The 23,619-nt window shown below is 64.0% G+C and carries 24 protein-coding genes; 19 read left to right on the top strand and 5 right to left on the bottom strand.

Translation table 11 applies throughout. The features are described from left to right. Positions 1-68 precede the first annotated feature (68 nt). Positions 69-1,730 carry an alpha-amylase family protein gene (locus AAIH46_RS04310; protein ID WP_430304370.1) on the bottom strand — a complete coding sequence of 554 codons (1,662 nt, stop codon included), beginning with the start codon at positions 1,728-1,730 and terminating at the stop codon, positions 69-71. A 267-nt stretch (positions 1,731-1,997) separates the two neighbouring features. Between AAIH46_RS04310 and urtA the strand changes: the two genes are divergently transcribed. From urtA to ureG, 19 genes are all read left to right on the top strand, one after another. After that, entirely contained in the window at positions 1,998-3,287 is a 1,290-nt protein-coding gene (gene urtA, locus AAIH46_RS04305) for an urea ABC transporter substrate-binding protein (protein WP_430304369.1), read from the top strand. Between the two features lie 254 nt (positions 3,288-3,541). Next, positions 3,542-5,146 carry an urea ABC transporter permease subunit UrtB gene (gene urtB / locus AAIH46_RS04300; protein WP_430304368.1) on the top strand — a complete coding sequence of 535 codons (1,605 nt, stop codon included), beginning with the start codon at positions 3,542-3,544 and terminating at the stop codon, positions 5,144-5,146. After that, complete coding sequence (gene urtC / locus AAIH46_RS04295) at positions 5,143-6,318, top strand: urea ABC transporter permease subunit UrtC (protein ID WP_430304366.1); 1,176 nt, start codon at positions 5,143-5,145, stop codon at positions 6,316-6,318. The genes urtB and urtC overlap by 4 nt, the downstream gene beginning before the upstream one ends. Before the next feature lie 4 nt (positions 6,319-6,322). After that, positions 6,323-7,084, top strand: coding sequence for an urea ABC transporter ATP-binding protein UrtD (urtD, locus tag AAIH46_RS04290; protein ID WP_430304365.1), 762 nt, complete (start codon positions 6,323-6,325; stop codon positions 7,082-7,084). Between the two features lie 175 nt (positions 7,085-7,259). Next, entirely contained in the window at positions 7,260-7,955 is a 696-nt protein-coding gene (gene urtE / locus AAIH46_RS04285; RefSeq protein ID WP_430304364.1) for an urea ABC transporter ATP-binding subunit UrtE, read from the top strand. A 124-nt stretch (positions 7,956-8,079) separates the two neighbouring features. After that, the gene (locus AAIH46_RS04280) at positions 8,080-9,273 is read left to right on the top strand and encodes an alpha/beta hydrolase family esterase (protein WP_430304363.1); all 1,194 of its coding nucleotides are present in this window, start codon (positions 8,080-8,082) and stop codon (positions 9,271-9,273) included. Further along, positions 9,204-10,034, top strand: coding sequence for an urease accessory protein UreD (locus AAIH46_RS04275; RefSeq protein WP_430304362.1), 831 nt, complete (start codon positions 9,204-9,206; stop codon positions 10,032-10,034). The genes AAIH46_RS04280 and AAIH46_RS04275 overlap by 70 nt, the downstream gene beginning before the upstream one ends. 21 nt (positions 10,035-10,055) lie before the next feature. Further along, positions 10,056-10,358 (top strand): urease subunit gamma, encoded by a 303-nt coding sequence (locus AAIH46_RS04270; protein ID WP_430304361.1) that lies wholly within the window; start codon positions 10,056-10,058, stop codon positions 10,356-10,358. A 10-nt stretch (positions 10,359-10,368) separates the two neighbouring features. Further along, a complete protein-coding gene (locus AAIH46_RS04265) occupies positions 10,369-10,620 on the top strand; it encodes a DUF1272 domain-containing protein (RefSeq protein WP_430304996.1) in 252 nt (83 codons plus the stop codon). A 19-nt stretch (positions 10,621-10,639) separates the two neighbouring features. Further along, positions 10,640-10,945, top strand: a complete 306-nt coding sequence (locus AAIH46_RS04260; protein WP_430304360.1) for an urease subunit beta — start codon at positions 10,640-10,642, stop codon at positions 10,943-10,945. A gap of 25 nt (positions 10,946-10,970) precedes the next feature. Then, positions 10,971-11,393, top strand: a complete 423-nt coding sequence (locus AAIH46_RS04255; RefSeq protein WP_430304359.1) for a lysozyme inhibitor LprI family protein — start codon at positions 10,971-10,973, stop codon at positions 11,391-11,393. 129 nt (positions 11,394-11,522) lie between these two features. Next, positions 11,523-13,235, top strand: a complete 1,713-nt coding sequence (gene ureC / locus AAIH46_RS04250) for an urease subunit alpha (protein ID WP_430304358.1) — start codon at positions 11,523-11,525, stop codon at positions 13,233-13,235. A 42-nt stretch (positions 13,236-13,277) separates the two neighbouring features. Continuing rightward, a complete protein-coding gene (locus AAIH46_RS04245; protein WP_430304357.1) occupies positions 13,278-13,550 on the top strand; it encodes a hypothetical protein in 273 nt (90 codons plus the stop codon). After that, positions 13,547-13,756 carry a type II toxin-antitoxin system RelE/ParE family toxin gene (locus AAIH46_RS04240; protein WP_430304356.1) on the top strand — a complete coding sequence of 70 codons (210 nt, stop codon included), beginning with the start codon at positions 13,547-13,549 and terminating at the stop codon, positions 13,754-13,756. Before AAIH46_RS04245 ends, AAIH46_RS04240 begins: the two co-directional genes overlap by 4 nt. Positions 13,757-13,925: 169 nt before the next feature. Beyond that, a complete protein-coding gene (locus tag AAIH46_RS04235) occupies positions 13,926-14,168 on the top strand; it encodes a hypothetical protein (protein ID WP_430304355.1) in 243 nt (80 codons plus the stop codon). A gap of 53 nt (positions 14,169-14,221) precedes the next feature. Continuing rightward, positions 14,222-14,890: a TIGR02117 family protein gene (locus AAIH46_RS04230; RefSeq protein WP_430304354.1), complete on the top strand. Its 669-nt coding sequence runs from the start codon at positions 14,222-14,224 to the stop codon at positions 14,888-14,890. Between the two features lie 110 nt (positions 14,891-15,000). Next, positions 15,001-15,534, top strand: coding sequence for an urease accessory protein UreE (ureE, locus tag AAIH46_RS04225; protein ID WP_430304352.1), 534 nt, complete (start codon positions 15,001-15,003; stop codon positions 15,532-15,534). A 6-nt stretch (positions 15,535-15,540) separates the two neighbouring features. After that, entirely contained in the window at positions 15,541-16,212 is a 672-nt protein-coding gene (locus AAIH46_RS04220) for an urease accessory protein UreF (protein WP_430304351.1), read from the top strand. A gap of 81 nt (positions 16,213-16,293) precedes the next feature. Beyond that, positions 16,294-16,914: an urease accessory protein UreG gene (gene ureG / locus AAIH46_RS04215; RefSeq protein WP_430304350.1), complete on the top strand. Its 621-nt coding sequence runs from the start codon at positions 16,294-16,296 to the stop codon at positions 16,912-16,914. A gap of 12 nt (positions 16,915-16,926) precedes the next feature. Here the strand turns inward: ureG and AAIH46_RS04210 are convergent, their stop codons facing one another. From AAIH46_RS04210 to AAIH46_RS04195, 4 genes are all read right to left on the bottom strand, one after another. Beyond that, positions 16,927-17,631, bottom strand: coding sequence for a Crp/Fnr family transcriptional regulator (locus AAIH46_RS04210; protein ID WP_430304349.1), 705 nt, complete (start codon positions 17,629-17,631; stop codon positions 16,927-16,929). A 102-nt stretch (positions 17,632-17,733) separates the two neighbouring features. Further along, positions 17,734-21,069, bottom strand: a complete 3,336-nt coding sequence (locus AAIH46_RS04205) for an efflux RND transporter permease subunit (RefSeq protein WP_430304348.1) — start codon at positions 21,067-21,069, stop codon at positions 17,734-17,736. 13 nt (positions 21,070-21,082) lie between these two features. After that, entirely contained in the window at positions 21,083-22,294 is a 1,212-nt protein-coding gene (locus AAIH46_RS04200; protein WP_430304347.1) for an efflux RND transporter periplasmic adaptor subunit, read from the bottom strand. 328 nt (positions 22,295-22,622) lie between these two features. Further along, positions 22,623-23,615: an ABC transporter substrate-binding protein gene (locus AAIH46_RS04195; RefSeq protein WP_430304346.1), complete on the bottom strand. Its 993-nt coding sequence runs from the start codon at positions 23,613-23,615 to the stop codon at positions 22,623-22,625. Between the last annotated feature and the right edge of the window lie 4 nt (positions 23,616-23,619).

Below are 23,619 nucleotides of genomic sequence, written 5' to 3'. Positions count from 1 at the left end.
CCGAACATTCATCCGGCAGAGGCCTTTGAGCGCAGCAAGCGCCCGACTGACCCGAGAGTGGGCGCCGCTCAGACCTCCGTGCGGCGCAGCAGATAGTCCAGCCCGCCGACGCGGAACCATCGATAGCCGTAGGGGCCGAGAAGGATCCGGTGGCGGCCGTCTTCCTCCGCCTGGCTGCTGTCGCCGTCGAGGATGTCGATGAGGCTGTGGCCGAGTTCGCCGACGCCGACATCGAGCAGGATCTCCTGCGGCTGGTCGCAGAGGTTGTGCAGCGTCATCACGGCGTTGTTGCGCCAGTCGAAGCGCATCGCCATGACACCCTTGTTGCCGGTGTCGAGCATGGTGAAATCGCCCCAGCCGACCTCCGGCGCTTCCTTGCGCATGCGGATCATCCGCTCCGTCCAGTTGAGGAACGAGTTCGGATCGCGCCGCTGGCTGGCGACATTCACGTGTTCGAAGCGATACGGTCCCTCGCTGATCACCGGCAGCACCGTCTTTTCAGCACTGCTGAAGCCGGCCTGCGGCTCGTCGGACCACTGCATCGGGGTGCGGGCGCAGTTGCGCTCGGGCAGCGACAGGTCATCGCCCATGCCGATCTCGTCGCCGTAGCGCAGCACCGGCGTTGCCGGCATCGAGAACATCAGGCTGTAGGCCAGCTCCAGCCGCCGGCGGTCGCCGCCCAGCATCGGTGCCAGCCGCCGGCGGATGCCGCGGTCATAGAGCTGCATGCCCTTCTCCGGGCCAAACTCCTGGAACACCCGCGCCCGCTGCTTTTCCGTCAGCCGTCCGAGGTCAAGCTCATCGTGATTGCGCAGGAAACTGCCCCACTGGCCGGTCTCCGGGCGCATGCGGGTGTCGTTCAGCGCCTTGACCAGCGGAGCGCCGTCGCCGCTCGCCATCGCGTAGAAGAGCGACTGGTTGACGTGGAAGTTGAACATCATGTGCATGCGGTCGCCGTCCTCGCCGAAATATTCGAGGTTCTGCTTCGGCGGCACGTTGGCTTCGGCAAGAATGATGGCGTCGCCCTTGCGCCACTGGAGGAAGGCACGGAACCAGCGCAGGAGATCGAACTGCTGGCCGGGCTTCTTGATGTCCGCGCCCTTCTCGGCAATCACGAAGGGCACCGCATCCATGCGGAAACCCGAGACGCCAAGCTGGATCCAGAAGCCCATGATCTTCAGGATCTCGGCCTGCACCATCGGGTTTTCCGTGTTGAGGTCGGGCTGGAACTCGTAGAAGCGGTGGAAGAAGTACTGCTTGGCCACCTCGTCATAGGTCCAGGTGGTCTTCTGCACGCCGGGAAAGACGATGCCCTTCTCGGCATCGGCGGGCTTGGTCTGCGACCACACGTACCAGTCGCGGTATGGGGAGTTCGTGTCGTTGCGCGCCTCCTGAAACCACGGATGCTGGTCGGAGGTGTGGTTGACCACGAGGTCGATGATCACCCGGATGCCGCGCTGCTTGGCGGCATGGGTGAATTCGACGAAGTCGCCGAGCGTGCCGTAACGCGGATCGATGTCGTAGTAGTTCGACACGTCGTAGCCGTCGTCAAGTCCGGGCGACGCCTGGAACGGCATCAGCCAGATGGCATCGACGCCCATGCCCTTCAGGTAGTCGAGCCGGCGCATCAGACCGGGAAAGTCGCCGACGCCGTCGCCGTTGGAATCCATGAAGCTCTCGACCGAGAGGCAGTAGACGACGGAATTCTTGTACCAGAGATCGTTGATCATGCGGGGGCTCCTCGGGCGGATGGCGCGTCCGGGAAGGGCAAGTGCGCGTCGGGTGGAAAGGTTCCCGCACCGCAACCGGAGGGTCCGCCCGGGCCACCCACCGGAGGGTGGTTCCTTGCCCAACAAACAGGCTCTTCGCGTTTCGCCCCGGCGCCTACGTCAATCGACGTATGTGGTTTTGCGGTGCAGCGTCCGATAGTCCTCCTGCAACGTTTGAAGCCCGCTTGAGAGGCCCGTTGCAGGCGAACAAGAAGAGGGGACGGATCGATGAATTTCAAGGCCAAGCTTGGCGGCGCCATGCTCGCTGCCATCATGTCGACGACGGCATTCCATGGCGCGATTGCCGCCGACGACACCATCAAGATCGGCGTTCTGCATTCGCTTTCGGGAACGATGGCGATTTCCGAGACGACGCTGAAGGACGTCATGCTGATGCTCGTCGAGGAGCAGAACAAGAAGGGCGGCGTGCTCGGCAAGAAGCTCGAAGCCGTCGTCGTCGATCCGGCCTCCGACTGGCCACTGTTTGCCGAAAAGGCGCGCCAGCTGATTTCCCAGGACAAGGTCGCCGCCGTCTTCGGTTGCTGGACCTCGTCGTCGCGCAAGTCGGTCCTGCCGGTCTTCGAAGAGCTCAACTCGATCCTCTTCTACCCGGTCCAGTACGAGGGTGAGGAATCCTCGCGCAACATCTTCTACACGGGTGCCGCTCCGAACCAGCAGGCAATCCCGGCGGTCGATTACCTCGCCGACAACGAAGGCGTGGAGCGCTGGGTTCTGGCCGGCACCGACTACGTCTACCCGCAGACGACCAACAAGATCCTCAAGGCCTACCTGATGTCGAAGGGCGTCAAGGAAGAGGACATCATGGTCAACTACACGCCGTTCGGTCATTCCGACTGGCAGACCATCGTCACCGACATCAAGAAGTTCGGCTCGGCCGGCAAGAAGACCGCCGTCGTCTCGACCATCAACGGCGATGCCAACGTGCCGTTCTACAAGGAACTCGGCAACCAGGGCATCAAGGCCGAAGACATCCCGGTCGTCGCCTTCTCGGTCGGTGAAGAAGAACTCGCCGGCCTCGACACGAAGCCGCTGGTCGGCCATCTCGCCGCCTGGAACTACTTCCAGTCCGTCGATGCCCCGGTCAACGCCTCGTTCATCAAGGAATGGAAGACGTTCACCAAGAACGACAAGCGCGTCACCAATGACCCGATGGAAGCCGCCTATATCGGCTTCAACGCCTGGGTGAAGGCCGTCGAAGCGGCCGGTACCGTCGAGACCGACAAGGTGCTCGATTCGATCATCGGGGTCTCGGTGCCGAACCTGTCGGGCGGCACGTCCACCGTCATGCCGAACCACCACATCACCAAGCCGGTGTTGATCGGTGAGATCCAGGCCGACGGCCAGTTCGAGATCGTCCAGCAGACGCCGGCCGTCGTCGGTGACGAATGGTCCGACTACCTGCCGGACTCCAAGGACCTCATCTCCGATTGGCGCAAGCCGATGTCGTGCGGCAACTTCAACGTCGCCACCGGCAAGTGCGGCGGCAAGGGCAGCTGATTTTCAGTCGGGGCGAATACCCCTCCCAACCCTCCCCACAAGGGGGAGGGCCTAACCCAGCCGACGTGCCAGGGCGGACTTGAGCTAAGGCGGGTGCCGCGACTTCTCTCCCCCCTTGTGGGGGAGATGGCCGGCAGGCCAGAGGGGGTAGTGCCTTTCCTGCCTCATCGTAACGCTGGTTGCGTCAGGAAAAGGCGCCGGCAGGCGGGTGGTACTCCTCAGGCACTGCCGCCCGCCATCCGGGGGACAAGAGAATGCTTATCCGTTTCATCACACTCGTTTTTCTCCTTCTATCCATTGCCGCGCCATCGTCTGCGCAGTCCGATCCCAAGGCGTTGATCGATGCGCTAGGGAAGGCCGACTTCAAGCAGGCCGAAGATCTCATCGGGCAACTGGCCGCGTCCGGCGACGCCCGCGTCGTGCCGGCGCTGGAAGCGTTCGGCGAAGGCGATCTCTATACCCGCAAGTCCGACGGGGCCGTGTTCATCACCCGGCCCGCCGGCGCCAATCTCGCACTTGTCGATCCGTTGAGCGGCGAGACGGTGGGCGAGGCGCCGAAGGGCGCGGTTACCAAGATCCGCGTCAACAATTCGCTGCGCCGCGTCGTGCGCTCGGCGCTGGGTGGCCTGACGCTGCTCAGCCCCGACCGGGCCGTGCGGCTGCAGGCGGCCGATGCGGTGCTGCGCTCGCCGAGCGCCGAAAACCTTGAGCTTGTCGAGGCAGCACTCGCCAAGGAAACCGACCGCGAGGTCAAGGCGCGCATGGAAGAGGCGCGGGCTGCCTCGGTGCTGTCTTCCGATCGCTCCGTCGAAGACAAGCAGGCGGCAATCAAGACCATCGGCACGATCGGCGGTCGCGACGCAATCAGCATCCTGATGACCGTCTCTTCGACGCTCGATCCGACGCTGAAGCCCGATGTCGATGCCGCCATCGCCAAGATTGAGGGCACGCTCGCTTTCTGGGACATGGCGCAGAACGTCTGGTACGGCGTGTCGCTCGGGTCGGTGCTGCTGCTTGCCGCCATCGGTCTTGCCATCACCTTCGGCGTCATGGGCATCATCAACATGGCGCATGGCGAGATGGTGATGATCGGCGCCTACTCGACCTTCATGGTGCAGGAGGTCATCCGCACTTCTGCGCCGCAGCTGTTCGACTGGTCGCTGGCGATCGCCCTGCCGGTGGCCTTTCTGGTCACCGGTGCCGTCGGTCTCGTCATCGAGCGCGGCATCATCCGCTTCCTCTACGGCCGGCCGCTGGAAACGCTGCTCGCCACCTGGGGCATCTCGCTGATCCTGCAGCAGACCATCCGCTCGATCTTCGGACCGACCAATCGTGAGGTCGGCAATCCGTCGTGGATGTCCGGCTCGTTTCCGCTCGGCGGCATGCAGGTCACCTGGAACCGGCTGTGGATCGTCGTCTTCTCGCTGTCGATCTTCTTCGGCCTGCTGGTGCTGATGAAGCGCTCGGCCTTCGGCCTGCAGATGCGTGCCGTCACGCAGAACCGCCGGATGGCCTCGTCGATGGGCATCCGCACCCCCTGGGTCGATGCCTTCACCTTCGCGCTCGGCTCGGGGATCGCCGGGATCGCCGGTGTGGCGCTGTCGCAGATCGACAACGTCTCTCCCAATCTTGGCCAGAGCTACATCATCGACAGCTTCATGGTCGTGGTGTTCGGCGGCGTCGGCAATCTCTGGGGCACGCTGGTCGGGGCGCTTTCGCTTGGTGTCCTCAACAAGTTCCTCGAGCCCTCGGTCGGCGCCGTTCTCGGTAAGATCCTGGTGCTCGTCCTCATCATCCTCTTCATCCAGAAGCGACCGCGCGGCCTGTTCGCGCTCAAGGGAAGGGCCGTCGAGGCATGATCACGAGCTTCCTCCTGCGCGCACTCGAGGGCCGCGTCATCGCAGCCGTTGCGATCCTGCTCGCCGTCGCCGTCATCGTTCCGGCCTGCAACCTGCTGCTGCCGCAAGACAGTGCTCTGCACATTCCGACCTATGCTATGGCGCTGATGGGGAAGTATCTCTGCTACGCGCTGCTGGCGCTGGCTCTCGATCTCGTCTGGGGCTATTGCGGAATCCTGTCGCTTGGCCACGGCGCCTTCTTCGCCCTCGGCGGCTATGCGATGGGCATGTACCTGATGCGCCAGATCGGCTCGCGCGGCACCTATGGCAATCCACTGCTGCCGGATTTCATGGTCTTCCTCAACTGGAAGGAACTGCCGTGGTTCTGGCACGGCATGGACATGTTCTGGTTTGCCATGCTGATGGTGCTGGTGGTGCCGGGCCTGCTTGCCTTCGTCTTCGGCTGGTTTGCCTTCCGGTCGAGAGTGAACGGCGTCTACCTGTCGATCATCACCCAGGCGATGACCTATGCGCTGATGCTCGCCTTCTTCCGCAACGACATGGGCTTCGGCGGCAATAACGGCCTCACGGACTACAAGGACATTCTCGGCTTCTCGGTGCAGGCCGACGGCACCCGCGCCGTGCTTTTTGCGCTGTCGGCGGTCATGCTGTCGCTCTGCCTGGTGGTCGCATCGGCGATCGTCCGCTCGAAGTTCGGCAAGGTGCTGGTCGGCGTGCGCGATGCGGAAAGCCGGGTGCGCTTCCTCGGCTTCCGGGTCGAAAACATCAAGCTCTTCACCTTCGTCGTCTCGGCAATGTTTGCCGGCATCGCCGGGGCACTGTTCGTGCCGCAGGTGGGCATCATCAATCCGGGCGAGTTCGCGCCGGCGAATTCCATCGAGGTCGTCGTGTGGACCGCGGTCGGCGGTCGCGGCACGCTGGTCGGGCCGATCATCGGCGCGGTGCTGGTCAACGGCGGCAAGAGCTTCTTCACCGGCGCCTTCCCGGAATTCTGGCTCTATGCGCTCGGCGCGCTGTTCATCGGCGTCACGCTGTTCCTGCCGAAGGGCATCGTCGGCACGATCGCGCACGGCTGGAACGCGCGCAAAGGCCTGCGCGCCGCCGCCGAGGCGGAGAAGGGCCGGGATGCCGGTCCGCCGCCTTCGGCACAGCAGGTTCAGGCAGCGGAGTAGAGCGATGAAAACGGTAGCGGAAACACGGTCGAAAAGCCTGCTCTACCTGCAGGACGTGTCGGTCTCCTTCGACGGCTTCAAGGCGCTCAACGCGCTTTCCTTCGTGGTCGAGCCCGGGGAGCTGCGGGCGATCATCGGACCGAACGGCGCGGGCAAGACGACGATGATGGACATCATCACCGGCAAGACGCGGCCGGACAGCGGCATGGTGCTTTTCGAGGATGCCATCGACCTCACCCGCAAGGACGAAGCCGACATCGCCCAGCTCGGCATCGGCCGCAAGTTCCAGAAGCCGACGGTGTTCGAAAGCCATACGGTCTGGGACAATCTGGAGCTGGCGCTGAACCGCAAGCGCGGCGTCTTTGCCACGCTGTTCTACCGGCTGAGCGAGGACGACCGGCTGCGCATCGAGGAGATCCTCGCAACCGTTCGTCTCGGCCACCGCCGGCACGAGCTTGCCGCCAATCTCAGCCACGGCCAGAAGCAGTGGCTGGAAATCGGCATGCTGCTCGCCCAGGAGCCGAAGCTGCTGCTGGTCGACGAGCCGGTGGCCGGGATGACCGACGCTGAGACGGCCGAGACCGCCATCCTTTTGCGCGAGATCGCCAAGACCCGCTCGGTGGTCGTCGTCGAGCACGACATGGGCTTCATTCGCGACCTTGGCGTCAAGGTCACCTGCCTGGCGGAGGGCTCGGTGCTTGCCGAGGGATCGATCGACTTTGTGTCGAACGATCCGAAGGTCATCGAGAACTATCTGGGGCGGTGATGATTGATGTTTTGCCCGTGACACCCCCCTCTGCCCTGCCGGGCATCTCCCCCTCAAGGGGGGAGATCGAAGGAGGCGCTGGCATCCCCACCCAATCTCCCCACCTGAGGGGGAGATGTCACGAAGTGACAGAGGGGGGCGATCTGGCGCCGAGCTATCATTTCGGAGACCAACCATGCTGACAGTCGACAACGTCAATCTTCACTACGGAGCTGCGCAGGCGCTGCGCGGCGTCTCGATTGCCGCGCCAATGGGCAAGATCACATGCGTGCTCGGCCGCAACGGCGTTGGCAAGAGTTCGCTGCTGCGCGCCATCACCGGCCAGCATGCGGTGAGCGGCGGCACGGTCTCGTTCAACGGCGAGAGCCTGAACGGGCTCGCGCCCTATCGGCGGGCAAAGCACGGGATCGGCTATGTGCCGCAGGGCCGCGAGATCTTTCCGCTGCTGACGGTCCGGGAAAATCTCGAGAGCGGCTTTGCGCCGCTCGCCCGCAAGGACCGGTTCATCCCCGACGACATCTTCTCCCTGTTTCCGGTGTTGAACTCCATGCTGTCGCGTCGCGGCGGGGACCTGTCGGGCGGTCAGCAACAGCAACTCGCCATCGGCCGGGCAATGGTGACCCGACCCAGGATCCTCGTGCTCGACGAGCCCACCGAGGGCATCCAGCCATCGATCATCAAGGATATCGGCCGCGCCATACAGTATCTGCGTGATTCGACGGGCATGGCTATTCTTCTGGTCGAACAATATCTGGACTTCTGCCGCGAGCTTGCCGACCACGTCTACATCATGGATCGTGGCGAGATTGTGCACGAGGGGCCGGCGGAAACACTGGATACGGCAGAAGCAAGGCGGCATCTGACGGTGTGATGCAGTTTTATCGCATGGCTGCCATTGTTCAGAAGGGCGGTTACACAGCATCTGGCAATATGCTAATCAGATCTCGGTTTTTTCCATCGCATGGACATGATGTTCCTTTCCCGAGAGGCGATTGATGCGGCTTGGCATTTCCTTCTTCCACGCGCTTGTCCGTCTGACGGCGACTGGCGCGGTATTTCTTGGTGCGGCTGCGGTCGCCCAGGCGGCCGGTTGCGGCACGGCGCTCGATAGCGGTTATCACGATGTCAGTCTGACTGTCGGCGACCAGGTTCGCCACGGTGTTTCCTATATCCCGCCTTCCTACGACGGTGCGAAGAAGATGGCGGTCGTCTTCGACCTGCACGGCTCCAACAGCTTTCCGCGCGGCCAGATGCGCCGCAGTTCCTGGGACAAGGTGGCGGAGCGCGAAGGCTTTATCGTCTTTGCCCCGCAGGGCAGCCTCGACGGCAGCATGCCCGGCACCTTCGCCTGGAACGTTCCGGGCGTGACGTCGCGCGAAGGCGGACAGGATGAGGTCGCATTCCTTCGCGCCGCGGTCGAGAAGGTGAAGCAGGACTATTGCGTCGATCCGGCTCGCATCTTCGCTTCCGGCTATTCGGGCGGCGGACGCATGCTGTCGGCCTATCTCTGCTCCGGGGCGTCAGATTTCGCCGCGGCCGGCTTCGTCAACTCGCTGCGCGTCGGCGTTCCGGTCGAGAGCCGCGACGGCAAGTGGGCTCCGGATCCGTCGACCTGCACGCCCGCCAAGCCGGTCTCGATCATGGCATTTGCCGGCATCAAGGACGAGGCCAACCCCTATGCCGGCGGCGGCAAGCCCTACTGGCAGTATGGCTTCAAGACGGCGTTGCAGCGCTGGACACAGCTCGACGGCTGCAAGGGCAACGGCACGGCCGAGACGGCCGACGGCGTGACCTTCGGCCTCTACGACACCTGCCACAGCGGCGTTCGCATCGCCACTTACGAATTTGCCAATGGCAGCCACGACTGGCCGAGGCCGAACTCGAAGGCAGCGGTCATCGCCGCGGCATCGGACGGCAAGGCTGCCGGCGTGATGAAGGTTTCGACGGCGAAGAAGCCGGGCTTCAACCCGAATGTTGATCCGGCGCCGCGGATGTGGGACTTCTTCCGCAAAGCCGATGCGACCGATCTCGTCGCCACGGCCGCTCCGCCGGCCACCAAGGTCAATGCCTCGGTCTGCGGCGAAGGCGCTTCGGTGACCGACACAGTCGAGGGGACCACGTGCAGCAGCACCATCAGCCAGCCGACCGACCAGCGCCGCAGCGGGCTCGGGGCAAAGGGCGCCTTGTAACCAAGCAGTCGGCGGGCCGTTCGCGGCTCGCCGAGCTGTTTCAGGACGGCTGCGCCAAGATCCGCCTACCTGAAACCTTCGACGCCTCGCTCGAAGCGATCCTCATCAACAGTTCCGGCGGGCTCACCGGCGGCGACCGCATCGATTGGGAGCTGCAGGCAGGCGCCGGCACCGATGTCACCGTCACCACCCAGGCCAACGAGAAGATCTACAAGGCCGCCGCCGATACGGCGCGGCTCACCGGTCGCATTTCGGCGGGCGAGGGATCGCGCGTCTGCTGGCTGCCGCAGGAAAGCATTCTCTTCGACCGCGCATCGCTGACCCGCGAACTTTCCGTCGATCTGGCACACGATGCCGAGTTCCTGGCCGTCGAGGCGGTCATCCTCGGGCGAACCGCGATGGGCGAGGCAGCCAGGCAGGGCCTGTTCCGTGACCGCTGGCGGATCCGTCGGGCCGGGAAACTCATCCATGCGGAAGAGGTCCGGATGGAAGGGCCGATCTCCGAGATCGCAAGCCGGCCGGCGGTGCTTTCCGGGCGCGTCGCCTTCGCCACCGTCTTCTATTCCGGTCCCCAGGCGGAGGCTGTTTTGCCGCGGCTGCGTGGATTGCTCGATGACGGCTACTGCGGCGCCAGCCACTGGCAGGACAAGCTCGTTGTGCGGATCGCCGCGACCGACGGCTTCGCGCTCAGGAAAATTCTTGTTCCGGTCATTTCGCTCTTGCGAAATGGCGCGCCAGTGCCGAAAGTCTGGAACATCTGAGCATCAGAATTCGGGGAACACATGAACCTCAGCCCACGCGAAAAAGACAAGCTCCTGATCTCGATGGCGGCGATGGTTGCCCGTCGCAGGCTGGAGCGCGGCGTCAAGCTGAACCATCCGGAAGCCATCGCGCTGATCACCGATTTCGTTGTCGAGGGCGCGCGCGACGGACGCGCGGTGGCGGACCTGATGGAAGCCGGCGCGCACGTCATCAGCCGCGACCAGGTGATGGAGGGTATCGCCGAGATGATCCACGACATCCAGGTCGAGGCAACGTTCCCGGACGGCACCAAGCTCGTCACCGTCCACGAACCGATAAGGTGAGGAACGAGCCATACTGGACTTACGCCCCAACTGCGAGTGCTGCGACAAGGACCTTCCGCCGGAAAGCCGGGAGGCGATGATCTGCACCTTCGAGTGCACGTTCTGCGCCGATTGTGTGACCGACGTCCTCTCCGGTGTCTGCCCGAACTGCGGCGGAGAATTCGTGCGCCGCCCCGTCCGCCCGGCGGCCAAGCTGATCGCCAATCCAGCTTCCACGCGGCGGGTTCTGAGAGAAGGCTGTGCGCCGATCAAGGCCGCCTAGCAGCAACAGGGAGTTCGCCATGATACCCGGAGAAATCATTGCCGCCGACGGCGAGATCGAACTCAACAGCGGGGCGCCGACGGTGACGGTGAAAGTCTCCAACACCGGCGACCGGCCGGTGCAGGTGGGCAGCCACTATCATTTCTTCGAGACGAACGCGGGCCTGTCCTTCGAGCGCGACATGACGCGGGGGATGCGGCTGGATATCCCGGCCGGCACTGCCGTGCGCTTCGAGCCGGGCCAGACGCGCGAGGTGACGCTGATCCCGTTGTCGGGCAAGCGCGAGGTCTACGGCTTCCGCCAGAAGGTGATGGGCAGACTGTGAAGGGGATGTCGGGATGGGGACGCGGATGATGAAGACCGGACTTGGAATGCTGATCCTGTGCGGCTGCGTGCTGCTCATCGACGGTCCGTCCTCCGCCGAGGATCGCCCCTCGGTCGACTGCGAGGATGCGGTGACGCAGGCCGACATCAACCAGTGCGCCGACCTCGAATACCAGGAGGCAGACAAGGCGCTGAACGAGCAGTGGGCGAGGACGAAGGAGGTTCTTGCTGGCTGGGATGCCGACATCGATGCGCCGAACAGGGGCGCAGTCGATGACCTGACCAAGGCGCAGCGGGCCTGGATCACCTATCGCGACGCGCAATGCGATGCGACGGGCTACAGCGTCTGGGGTGGCAGTCTCTACCAGGCGGTCATCCTCGGCTGTCTGGCGCGCGTCACCCGCAACCGGACGACCGAGTTGAAGGAACTTGCCGAAGGCGTCGAATAGCCGACGTCTGCCATTGCCTGATGCGGCCGCGGTGTTTCTTTCCACGGCCGTAACCCGTCCTACGCTCCGCGCCCTCGGGCGACGGCCGCCGCACATTGCATTCTCCGTCTCCCAAGGAGCCTGATCGCCATGCCCTACAAGATGTCCCGCGCCGCCTATGCCTCGATGTTCGGACCAACGGTCGGCGACAAGGTGCGGCTTGCCGATACCGAACTGTTCATCGAGGTGGAGAAGGATTTCACCACCTATGGCGAAGAGGTGAAGTTTGGCGGCGGCAAGGTCATTCGCGACGGCATGGGCCAGAGCCAGGTAACGCGCGCCGACGGTGCCGTTGATACCGTCATCACCAATGCGGTGATCGTCGACCATACCGGCATCATCAAGGCCGATATCGGCCTGAAAGACGGGCGGATCGTCGCGATCGGCAAGGCCGGCAATCCGGACACCCAGCCGGGCGTCAGCATCATCGTCGGCCCGGGCACCGAGGCGATCGCCGCCGAAGGCAAGATCATCACCGCCGGCGGCATGGATGCGCACATCCATTTCATCTGCCCGCAGCAGATCGAGGAGGCGCTGATGTCGGGCCTCACCTGCATGCTGGGCGGCGGCACCGGACCTGCCCACGGCACGCTCGCCACCACCTGCACGCCGGGGCCCTGGCACCTGGCGCGGATGATCGAGGCCGCCGATGCCTTCCCGATGAACCTTGCCTTCGCCGGCAAGGGCAACGCCTCGCTTCCGGGCGCGCTCGAGGAGATGGTGCTCGGCGGTGCCACCTCGCTGAAGCTGCACGAGGATTGGGGCACGACGCCCGGCGCCATCGACTGCTGCCTGACGGTGGCCGACGAATACGATGTGCAGGTGATGATCCACACCGATACGCTGAACGAAAGCGGTTTCGTCGAAGACACGATCGGCGCCATCAGGGGACGCACGATCCATGCCTTCCACACGGAAGGGGCTGGCGGCGGCCACGCGCCGGATATCATCAAGATCTGCGGCCAGATGAACGTCATTCCGTCGTCGACAAATCCGACGAGGCCCTACACGATCAATACGCTGGCCGAACATCTCGACATGCTGATGGTCTGCCACCACCTGTCGCCGTCGATCCCGGAAGACATCGCCTTTGCCGAAAGCCGCATCCGCAAGGAAACCATCGCGGCCGAGGACATTCTGCACGATATCGGCGCCTTCTCTATCATCTCCTCCGACAGCCAGGCCATGGGCCGCGTCGGCGAGGTGGCGATCCGCACTTGGCAGACGGCCGACAAGATGAAGCGCCAGCGTGGGCGCCTGGCACAGGAAACCGGCGAGAACGACAATTTCCGCGTCCGCCGCTATATCGCCAAATACACGATCAACCCGGCCATCGCGCATGGCCTTTCCCACGAGATCGGCTCGGTGGAAGTGGGCAAGCGCGCCGACCTCGTCATGTGGAACCCGGCCTTCTTCGGCGTCAAGCCGGACATGGTGCTGCTCGGCGGCACGATCGCCGCGGCACCGATGGGCGATCCGAACGCTTCGATCCCGACGCCGCAGCCGGTGCATTACCGGCCGATGTTCGGCGCCTTCGGCAAGGCCCGCACCAATTCGTCCGTGACGTTCGTCAGCCAGGCGTCGCTCGATGCAGGGCTTGCCGGGCGCCTCGGCGTCGCCAAGCAGCTGGTGGCGGTGAAGAACACGCGCGGCGGCATCTCCAAGAAGTCGATGATCCTCAACGACCTGACGCCGCATATCGAGGTCGATCCGGAAACCTACGAGGTGCGCGCCGACGGCGAGCTTCTGACCTGCGAACCGGCGACGGTGCTACCGATGGCGCAGCGGTATTTCCTGTTCTGAGCGCCCCTTTGGCAGGCTGATGGTCTGTGATAGGATGTCGCCATGAGCATCAAAGAGACTGTCAGCATCGATGGTGATTTGAAAAAGCGTCTCGCTGCCATAGCGGAACGCGAAGGCTCGACCGTGTCTGAACTGGCTGAAGGCGTTTTGCGGCTTCATGCGGAGGATGTGGAGCGCCAGGAGGCCGAGTTTGCCGAGGATGATCGCCGATGGGCGAGATATCTGGAGACCGGCAAATGCATTTCTGGTGAGGATATGCAGGCCAAATTGCGAGCGCTTGCCGATGAAGCGGGGCGCAAGGCAAGATCAGCGTGAAGATACGCTTTCTGCCCGAAGCTGATCAGGATATCGACCGGCTTTACAGCTTTCTGGCGAGGCAGAATTCCTCAGCAGCGCGGAAGGCAATGTTGGCCATCGACAATGCTATCGACCGCCTTCAGCAAAATCCCCACATTGGCGCACTGATGCGAGAACGCACCGGAGACCGGCAGCTCTTCATCCCCTTCGGCAATAGCGCATAAGTTCTTCGCTACAGACTGGAAGAGCCGCGGGATACTCTGATCGTGGTGCGGGTATGGCATGGGCGAGAAAGCAGAGACTGAGGCGTGCAGGTCTCTTATTCCTTCTGTTGCCTGATTGTCGGCGCCGGCATTTGTTGTAGACTTGGGCTCTGACGCTCAGGGTAACGCCATGGCTGAAGACATCAACACTCTTGTCCTTGAACATGTGCTGGCTGTTCGTGCGGACCTGCGTGGCGTGCGCGACACCCTGTCGGAGCATGGTCATCGTCTGACGCGGATCGAGATCGGATTGGCGAGCCTGCGCCGGGATCATGGGGCGGACGCTGCAGGCGTGGCGGAGATGGGCCTGCGTCTGGACCGTCTCGGAGACAAGGTTCAGCAGATCGAGCGCCGGCTTGAGATCCGTGACTGAAGCGTCCCGGAGGTTTGGTTGCATTTAGGCATTGCGAGGTCTACGTCGGCCCCATGACGAAGATCTTCTGCCGACTGCTGGTGCTCGTTGCGATCCCGTTGCTCGCTGCCATCCTCGGCACGCTCGTGCCACGTCCTCTCTTTTCAACCTCCGCCAATGAGGGTCCGGCCACCCGCGAGGTGCTGGTTCTCTCCAACCCCATCCACACGGATCTGGCACTGCGGCTCGACGACGATCTGCGCCGGGAGCTTGCCGACCTCGGACCGCTCGGATTTGAGATCGACCATCCGGGTGCTGCCTATCTGATCATCGGCTGGGGCGGGCGTGCCTTCTACATCGAGACGCCGACCTGGGGCGAGCTCAAGCCCGTGCCGCTGTTCAAGGCGATGACGATCGACAGCTCGGTCATGCATGTGGATCTCGCCGGCGAGATCTCGCCCGAAGATCCGACCGTGCGCCGGCTGGAAGTGACGGAGGAGGGGTACCGCCGGCTGCTGGCTGCCATCGGCAACAGCTTTGCCCGGAAGGACGGGCGACTGCAGCGCGTGGCGGATGCGGCCTACGGAGAATACGATGCATTCTTCGAGGCCAATGGCGGCTTCAACGCTCTGCTCGGCTGCAACACGTGGACCGGTGCGATGCTGCGCACGGCCGGCATCCGTACGGGCTGGTGGACGCCGCTGCCGCCGTTGCTCGCCTGGTCGCTTGATTTGCACCAATAGAGGCTGGGCCGCCTTTCGCTGCCTCTGTTTTTGCACAGCTTCTTCATTCGCCGCTTGTCATGACCGGCGTGCTTGGCAATGATGCGGGCATCATCACAGGAATGGTTCCCATGCAGCATGTCCACAGCTATCGCCCGGCCGGCGAGATTTCCGATCCGCCCATCGACACCGTGACGCTTCCCCACGACCTTCGCCATCTGCGCCGCAAGCTCCTGCATCTGTCGAACGGCGACATGGTGATGCTCGACCTCAAGGAGGCGGTGCTGTTCCACGACGGCGACCGGCTGGTGCTCGACAATGGCGAGACGGTGGAGGTGAAGGCGGCGGCGGAAAAGCTGTTCGAGGTGCGGGCCCGCGACACGCTGCACTTGATCGAACTCGCCTGGCACCTGGGCAACCGGCATCTTCCGGCACAGATCGAGGACGACCGGATCGTCATCCTGCGCGACCACGTAATCCGCTCCATGCTGCAGGGGCTCGGCGCTACGGTGCTCGACGTCGAGGAACCATTCCAGCCGGCCCGCGGCGCCTATCATTCGCATAGCAGCCACGACCATGGCCACGCGGCACACGATCACGCGGGCCATGACCATTCCGGACATGACCATTCGGGGCATGACCACGCCCATCACAAACATGATTGAGCAGCGGTGAGCTCACCGGGCGAAACGCAGTCACTGCTGCGGCTGATGACATGGCTGTCGCCGGCCTTTCCGGTCGGCGGGTTCGCCTATTCCAGCGGCCTGGAGCGTGCGGTGCATGACCGGCTGGTGACGGATGCCGAGGGATTGCGCGGCTGGCTTTCGGCGACGCTGGAGGCGGGAACACTGTGGAACGATGCGGTGCTGCTGGCCACTGCCGCGCGCGCCGCAGATGACGGGCGCCAGCTTGCGGAACTGTCGGAACTTGGTCTGGCGCTGGCCGGATCGGCAGAACGGCATCTGGAAACGCTGTCGCTTGGCCGCGCCTTTTTGTCGGCCGCCGCCGCCTGGCCGCATGCAGTCTTCGAGCGCCTGCCGCGCGATTGTCCCTATCCGGTGGCCGTCGGTGCGGTCGCCTCCGCTCATGGCGTGTCGACCGAGCAGGCGCTCGCCGCGTTCCTGCATGCGGCGCTCTCTCAAGGGATCTCGGCTGGCATCCGTCTCGGTGTCTGCGGCCAGCAGAAGGGCGTGAAGATCCTTGCAGATCTGGAGGCGCGCGTTTCGGCTGTTGCCGAACTGGCCGCTGCCTCTACGCTCGACGATCTGGGGACATCGACCATTCAGGCGGATATCGCTTCGATGCGGCATGAGACGCAGCATTCGCGGCTGTTTCGTTCCTGAACTGCGGATTGCCGGCGATGCCGGCTTGTGCGGCGCAGCGAGACGGGTAGTCTGGCGCGACCAGAACGAAAGGCATGCAGCATGAAATCGGCAAACGGACCTCTGCGCGTCGGCATCGGCGGACCGGTCGGCTCGGGCAAGACGGCGCTGACGGAAAAGCTGTGCAAGGCGATGCGCCAAGACTATTCGGTGGCCGTCGTCACTAACGACATCTATACCAAGGAGGATGCCGAGGCGTTGGTGCGGATGCAGGCTCTCTCCTCGGACCGCATCGTCGGCGTGGAAACCGGCGGTTGCCCGCACACCGCGATCCGCGAGGATGCGACGATCAACCTGCAGGCGATTGCCGGGCTGAACGAGCGTTTTCCCGATCTCGACCTGATCTTCATCGAGTCGGGCGGTGACAATCTTGCCGCGACCTTCTCGCCGGATCTTGCCGATATCACCATCTACGTCATCTCGACCTGCCAGGGCGAGGAGATCCCGCGCAAGGGCGGTCCCGGCATCACCCGCTCTGACATGCTGGTCATCAACAAGAAGGACCTGGCACCCTATGTGGGTGCCGATCTCGACGTGATGGACCGCGATGCGGCGCGCATGCGCGACAACAAGCCGTTCATCTTCACCGATCTGAAGCGCGGCGAAGGCGTCGACCATATCGTCCGTTTTCTCGAGACCCAGGGCGGGCTGTCCGCCGCGTAAGGATCCGGCGCCTCAGATCTTGCGGAGAGCCTCGACGTCGCCGATCTGCACGATCCGGCCGCGAACGGTAACGCCGTTCGCCTTCAGGCTGGCGAAGGCCCGCGACAGGGCTTCCGGCGCCAGGCCCAACAGGCCGGCAATCAGGCTCTTCTGGTAGGGCAGGCGGATGGAGGCGGCGCCGTCGTCGCTTGGGCAGCAGGCCAGCAGGTAGTCGGCGACCCGTTGCGGCGCCGTGTAGAGACGATCATTGGCCATGCAGTCCATGATCGTCAGCAGGTGCGACGACAGAAGCGCACTGATCGCGCTCGACACCGTCGCGTCCCGGTCGGCAAGCCGGCGGACGTCGGCGATCCCGAAGCTGGCGATGGTTGCGGTTTCGGCGACTTCCGCAGAGGTGCGGTATCGCTCGCCGCCGTGGATCAGACATTCGGCGAACACGTCGCCGGGGCCGCAGATGCGCAGGTCCGCCTGACGACCGTCGCGGCCGGTGCGAAACAGTCTGACATAGCCGTAGAGCACGCAATAGAAGTCGCGGGCTCTTTCGCCTTCGTCATAGAGGGTCGAACGGGCGGGCAGGGTGGTAAACAGAGCCGTGTCGATGAGATGGGCGGCTGCCTGCGGCGATACTGACTGCAGCAGCGGACTGGCGGCGAGCAGATTACGCTCGCGACTGTGTATCTTCGCCCGACCTTCGGCCATCGTCTCCGCGTCCCTCATGCTCCACGGCGCCCAAACCGTCTTTGGCACATGGCGTAGCATGCGGGACACCAGACCGGCTTGACCAAGATCAAGCCGGTCTGGTTCTGGTCGAGCCCTGGCCTATTCCGCCGCCAGCGGCGGCAGGCGCAGAACGTTGTTGCCGCCAGACCGCGTGCCGCGATCGTCGTGATCGTTCGCCGCCTGTCCCTCGACCTGCTTCAGCCGTTCCTGCAGCGCGGCGATCTGCCGTTCGCTGTCGCGGGCGTTGCGGCTCAGCTCCTCGCTGGACAGCACGGGCTCCTCGATCTCCTTCTTGCCGACGAAGCGGCTGAAGATACGACTGAGCAGGCGAGACAGGTCGTCCATGATCAGGAAGAAGGCCGGCACGACCACCAGGCTCAGCACCGTCGAGACGATGATGCCGCCGATAACGGCGATCGCCATCGGCGCGCGGAACGAGCCGCCTTCGCCGACGCCGAGAGCCGAAGGCAGCATGCCGGCTGACATGGCGATCGATGTCATGATGATCGGCCGGGCACGCTTGCGGCCGGCTTCGACCATGGCATGCACCCGTTCCAGTCCATGGCGGCGCATCTCGATGGCGAAATCGACCAGCAGAATGGCGTTCTTGGTGACGATGCCCATCAGCATCAGAATGCCGATCAGCACGGGCATCGACAGGGCGTTGTTGGTGACGATCAGACCGACGGCGACGCCGCCGATGGCAAGCGGCAGCGAGAACAGGATGGTGAAGGGCTGGATGACGTCCTTGAACAGCAGGATCAGCACCACCAGCACCAGCAGCAGGCCGAGCAGCATGGCGTTGGCAAAACCCTGGACCATCTCGCCCTGGATCTTCGCATCGCCACTTTCGGCGAGGCGCACGGACGGCGGCAGGTTGGTTTCGGTAACGATGCGGCGGAACTCGTCGGTCGCCGTATCCAGCGCCGTCCCTTGGGGAACGTCGGAGCCGATGGACACGACGCGGTTGCGCGAGTTGCGCTTGATCGAGCTTGGGCCTTCCGAATAGTCGACATCCGCGACGCTCGACAGCGGCACGGTGGCGCCGCTTGCCGTCTTGACCCTCAGCGCACGGATGGCCTGCAGGTCGCGGCGCAGATCGAGAGAGGCCTGGACGCGGATGGGGATCAGGCGGCTGTCGAGGGCAATCTTCGGCAGCGCGGCATGGACATCGCCGATGGTCGCGACGCGCACCGTCTCGGAAATCTGCTGCGGCGTGATGCCGAGACGGGCAGCCTCGTCCTTGCGCGGACGGATCTGCAGCTCGGGACGCGGCAGCGAACCTTCCGAAGAGACGTTCGCCAGGATCGGCGAGGCGCGCAGGCGGCTTTCCAGTCTGGCGACGGCGTCGTTCAGCTCGTCATTGTTGCTGGCGAGGAAGTTGAACGACAGTTCGCGCTCGCCCCGGTCGTTGAGCTTGGTGATGCGCACATCGGGTATCGAACGAACCTTGGCGAACAGCTCCTTCTCGATCTCCCACTGGGGCCGCACGCGGCCTTCGGTCGGAAGCTTCGGAAGATGCTCGCCGATGAGGGGCAGGGAGCCGAGCCCCTTGTTGACCAGGGTCCGGACCAGCGAATGGTCGAGCGTGCCGAGAATGACGCGCACGGTTGCGAGGCGCAGTTCCAGATCGCCCTTCGGCGAGGCACCGCCCAGGACGAAGACGCTTTCAACGCCGTCGAGCCCCTTGATCGTGTCGTAGATCTTCGTCGAGGTGGCGGCGGTCTCGTCCAGCGTGGCGTTCGGCGGCAGTTCCACCGCCAGCACGATGCGCGAGGAATCTTCCGGCGGCAGGAAGCTGCCGGGCACCTGCATGAGCAGCATGATGGAGCCGATCAGGAAGACGATGGCGCCGGCAAGCGTCGCATAGCGCATGTACCAGCGTCTGGTGGTGCCGGTGACCAGGCGCGTATAGGCCTTCATCAGCCAGCCGTCATTGTCGTGGTGATCGTCCATCGCGTCTTCGGCGCGCATCAGGTAGGCCGCCATCAGCGGCGTGATGAGACGTGCCACAAGCAGCGAGAAGAATACCGAGAAGGCGACGGTCAGGCCGAACTGGATGAAGTACTGGCCGGGGATGCCGGGCATGAACGAGACCGGCACGAAGACCGCGATGATGGTAAAGCTGGTGGCGATGACCGCCAGCCCGATCTCATCGGCGGCATCCAGCGCCGCCTTGTACGGTGATTTGCCCATTTTGATGTGGCGGGCAATATTCTCCACCTCGACGATCGCGTCGTCGACGAGAATGCCGGTCGCCAGCGTCAGGGCGAGGAAGCTCACGAGGTTGAGCGAGAACCCCATGATGTCCATGACCCAGAAGGTCGGGATTGCCGACAGCGGCAGGGCGACGGCGGAAATCAGCGTGGCGCGCCAGTTGCGCAGGAACAGCATGACGACGATGACGGCGAGGATGGCGCCCTCGATCAGCGTGTGGATCGCCGCCTCGTAGTTGCCGTAGGTGAAGTAGACGGAATCGTCGACCATCTGGATGTTGACGTTCGGATGGCCTTCGCGGATCGTCGCGAGCTCGGTTTCGACCGTCTCGGCGACCGAGACTTCGCTCGAGCCCTTGGAGCGGAAGACCGCAAACGTCACCGTCGGCTCGCCGTTGAACCGCGAGAAGGATTTTGGCTCCTCATAGGTGTCGGTGATGGTGCCGAGCTCCGACAGCTTGACGAAGCGGCCGCTCGACAGCGCGATGGTGGTGTCGGCGAGATCGGAGACCCGGCGGGAATCGCCGAGCGTGCGGATCGTCTGCTCGTTGCCGGCCACCTGTCCGCGGCCGGAGCCGAGGTCGACGTTGGTCGAGCGCAGCTGAGCATTCACGTCCGGCGCGCTGATGCCGTAGGAATTCAGCTTGTCCGGATCGAGCGAGACGCGGATCTCGCGGTCGGCACCGCCGTAGCGGTCGATCCGGCCGATGCCGGGCTGGCCCTGCAGGGCGCGCTTGATGGTGTCATCGACGAACCACGACAGTTCTTCGAGCGTCATGTCGGCAGACGATACGGCAAATGTCTGGATCGCCTGGCCTTCGACATCGACCTTCGATACGATCGGCTCCTCGACGGCCGCCGGCAGGTCGCCGCGAATCCGGTCGATGGCGTCCTTGGTGTCCTGAACGGCTTCGTCGGTCGGCTTTTCGATGCGGAACAGGACGACGGTCTGCGACTGGCCGTCGCTGACGGTGGAGGTGATCTCGTCGACGCCGCTGATCGAGGCGACCGCGTCTTCGATCTCCTTCGTCACCTGCATCTCGAGCTCAGAGGGCGAGGCACCGCTCTGCGCGACGATGATCGACACCACCGGCACGTCGATGTTCGGGAAGCGGGTGATCGGCAGCTTGTTGAAGGACTGGATGCCCATGAACAGCAGCAGCGCGAAGGCCAGTAGCGGCGCGATCGGATTGCGTATCGACCAGGCGGAGAAGTTCATCGATCTGAGCCCTTCAATTGGCGGCTACGGGTTCGGCAGGCACGGGAGAGATGCGGTCGCCATCACGCACGAAGGCGCCGGCCTTGGCAACGACCAGATCCCCGGCTTCTAGCCCCTTGAGAATCTGCACGTAGCCCTGGTCCTGGATGCCGGTCTCGATTGACACCTGCTTGACGACGTTATCATCGACCCTCCGGGCAATCGCGCCGGTGCGTTCCGTGGTCACCGCCGACTGGGGCAGCGTCAGCGATGTGGTTTCCTCGATGATGATCCTGGCATTGCCGTACATGCCGGAGCGTGCGCCGCTGTTGGCGTCGACGACGATGTGCACCGAGCCGAGACGGGTCGCCGGATCGATGACCGGAGAGACAAGACGGACGGTGCCGGGCAGCGTGTCGCGGGCACCGGCGAATGTGATGCGGGCGGGCATGCCCTGGCGGATGCGCCGGATATTGCTTTCCGAGACGTCGGCGACCAGTTCCACCGCGCCATCGCGGATCATCGTGAACAGCGGCGTGCCGCTGCCGGCGGCAATCGCGCCGACCTTGGCATCACGCACCGATACGACGCCGTCGACGGGTGCCTTGACCTCGGTCCGCTCAAGCTTCAGGTCGAGATCCTTGATCTGCGCGTCGACGACCTTGATGTCGGCCTCGCCGACGGCGACCGCCTGCTTGGACGCGTTCAGCCGGGCAAGCGCGGCTTCGGCCGAGGCCGTCTGCTGCTCGACCTGCGAGGTCGAAACGGTGCCGTTCCTGCTGAGATTGACCGACCGGTCACGCTGGCGAACCGCATCATCGGCATTCGCCTGCGCCTCGATCACCTGTGCCTTGTACTGGGCAAGACCTGCTTCCGCCTTGGCGCGGTTTGCCTCCAGCTGGCTCTTCTCCAGCAGCAGCGCATCGTTGTTGAGCTCCGCCATCACGTCGCCAGCCTTGACGCGGTCGCCCACATCGACGTTCAGCGACTTGATCGACAGGCCCTCGACGAGCGGCTGCACGAAGATTTCCTGGACCGGGCGGACGGTGCCGCTCGCAACGACGCTGTCGGTCATCGGCCGGGTGACGACCTCCGTCACGACGATCGAAGGAAGCCGGCTTTCCGTGCGCTGGCCTTCCTGACCTGCTGCCGGCTGCTGGTCCTGCGCCAGGCCCGGCAACGGCGAGACCGTCGTCGCTGCAAGCGCAATCAGGGCGGTGGCGAGAGAAGGCAGTCGGGAAACCATGGGCACGTCCGATCCGGATAAAGCAAAACGCAGGCAATCGTCATCTGCGGGATGCGCTCGGATAAGGCCCGGCAGGTTCATTCGAACCGTTGCCGATGTAACGAAGCAAAAGCGGCTGCCGCTGCACTTCGTCGTCCTCCGCCCACTCCCGGCAATTTCATCTGTAACTGGTTACGCGCATTCGTGCCCGCAAGGTCGTTACACAACAAAACGTGATGACGTGTAGCGGTGCAATCAATGCCGATCAATCCCGGCACTGTTATGGCGGTGGATTGCTGCCAAGAAGGTAAAGAAGGACGCGCTTCGGATAGCGCGTCCTTCTTGTTCGTTACTTCAGCGCGGCGTTAGTGATGTCCATGGTGTAGGCGCCGGTCGGCTCCTTGGAGATCACCGGATCCGAGCCGCCGCCAAGCAGCGTCTTGACCGTGCGCTTGTAGTCGGCCTCATCCAGCGCGCCGTTGGAGCCGGCGGTGAGCTTCGCCACTTCGCCCATCATGCGCTTCTGGTGAACTTCGGTCTGGGCGCCGGAGGCATCGTTTTCGAGAACGATCCCGGCTGCCTCGTCGGCATTGCTCTCGGCATATTTCCAGCCCTTCATCGAAGCGCGGACGAACTTGACCATCTTCTCCTTGAAGGCCGGATCCTTCAACTTGTCTTCCAGCACGTAGAGACCGTCTTCCAGGGTCGCCACGCCTTCGTCCTCGTACTTGAAGGTCACCAACTGGTCGGGCTTGATGCCGGCGTCGATGACCTGCCAGTACTCGTTATAGGTCATCGTCGAGATGCAGGCGGCCTGCTTCTGCAGCAGCGGATCGACGTTGAAGCCCTGTTTCAGCACCTTCACGCCATCGGCCGAACCGTCGGTCTTGATGCCGAGCGTCGCCATCCACGAGAGGAACGGATACTCGTTGCCGAAGAACCAGACGCCGAGCGTCTTGCCCTTGAAGTCGGCCGGCTTGGTGATGCCGGTCTCCTTGAGGCAGGTCAGCATCATGCCGGACGACTTGAACGGCTGGGCGATGTTGACGAGCGGAACGCCCTTTTCGCGTGTCGCGAGCGCAGAGGGCATCCAGTCGACGATGACGTCGGCGCCGCCGCCGGCCAGAACCTGCGGCGGTGCGATGTCGGGGCCGCCCGGCTTGATCTCGACGTCGAGGCCTTCGGCCTCGTAGAAACCCTTTTCCTTGGCGACGTAGTAGCCGGCGAACTGCGCCTGCGTCACCCATTTCAGCTGCAGCGTCACCTTGTCGGCGGCGGCAGCCTGCATTGCGGTCAGCGACACGGCGGCCGCCAGTATCAGCGATGCGATCTGGATTGTCATGATT

The sequence above is a fragment of the Rhizobium sp. 0TCS1.26 genome, from assembly GCF_050455525.1.
Classification (GTDB): Bacteria; Pseudomonadota; Alphaproteobacteria; order Rhizobiales; family Rhizobiaceae; genus Neorhizobium.
The sequence above is the reverse complement of the archived record's forward strand: the minus strand, read 5'-3'. Positions and strand labels throughout refer to the sequence as shown.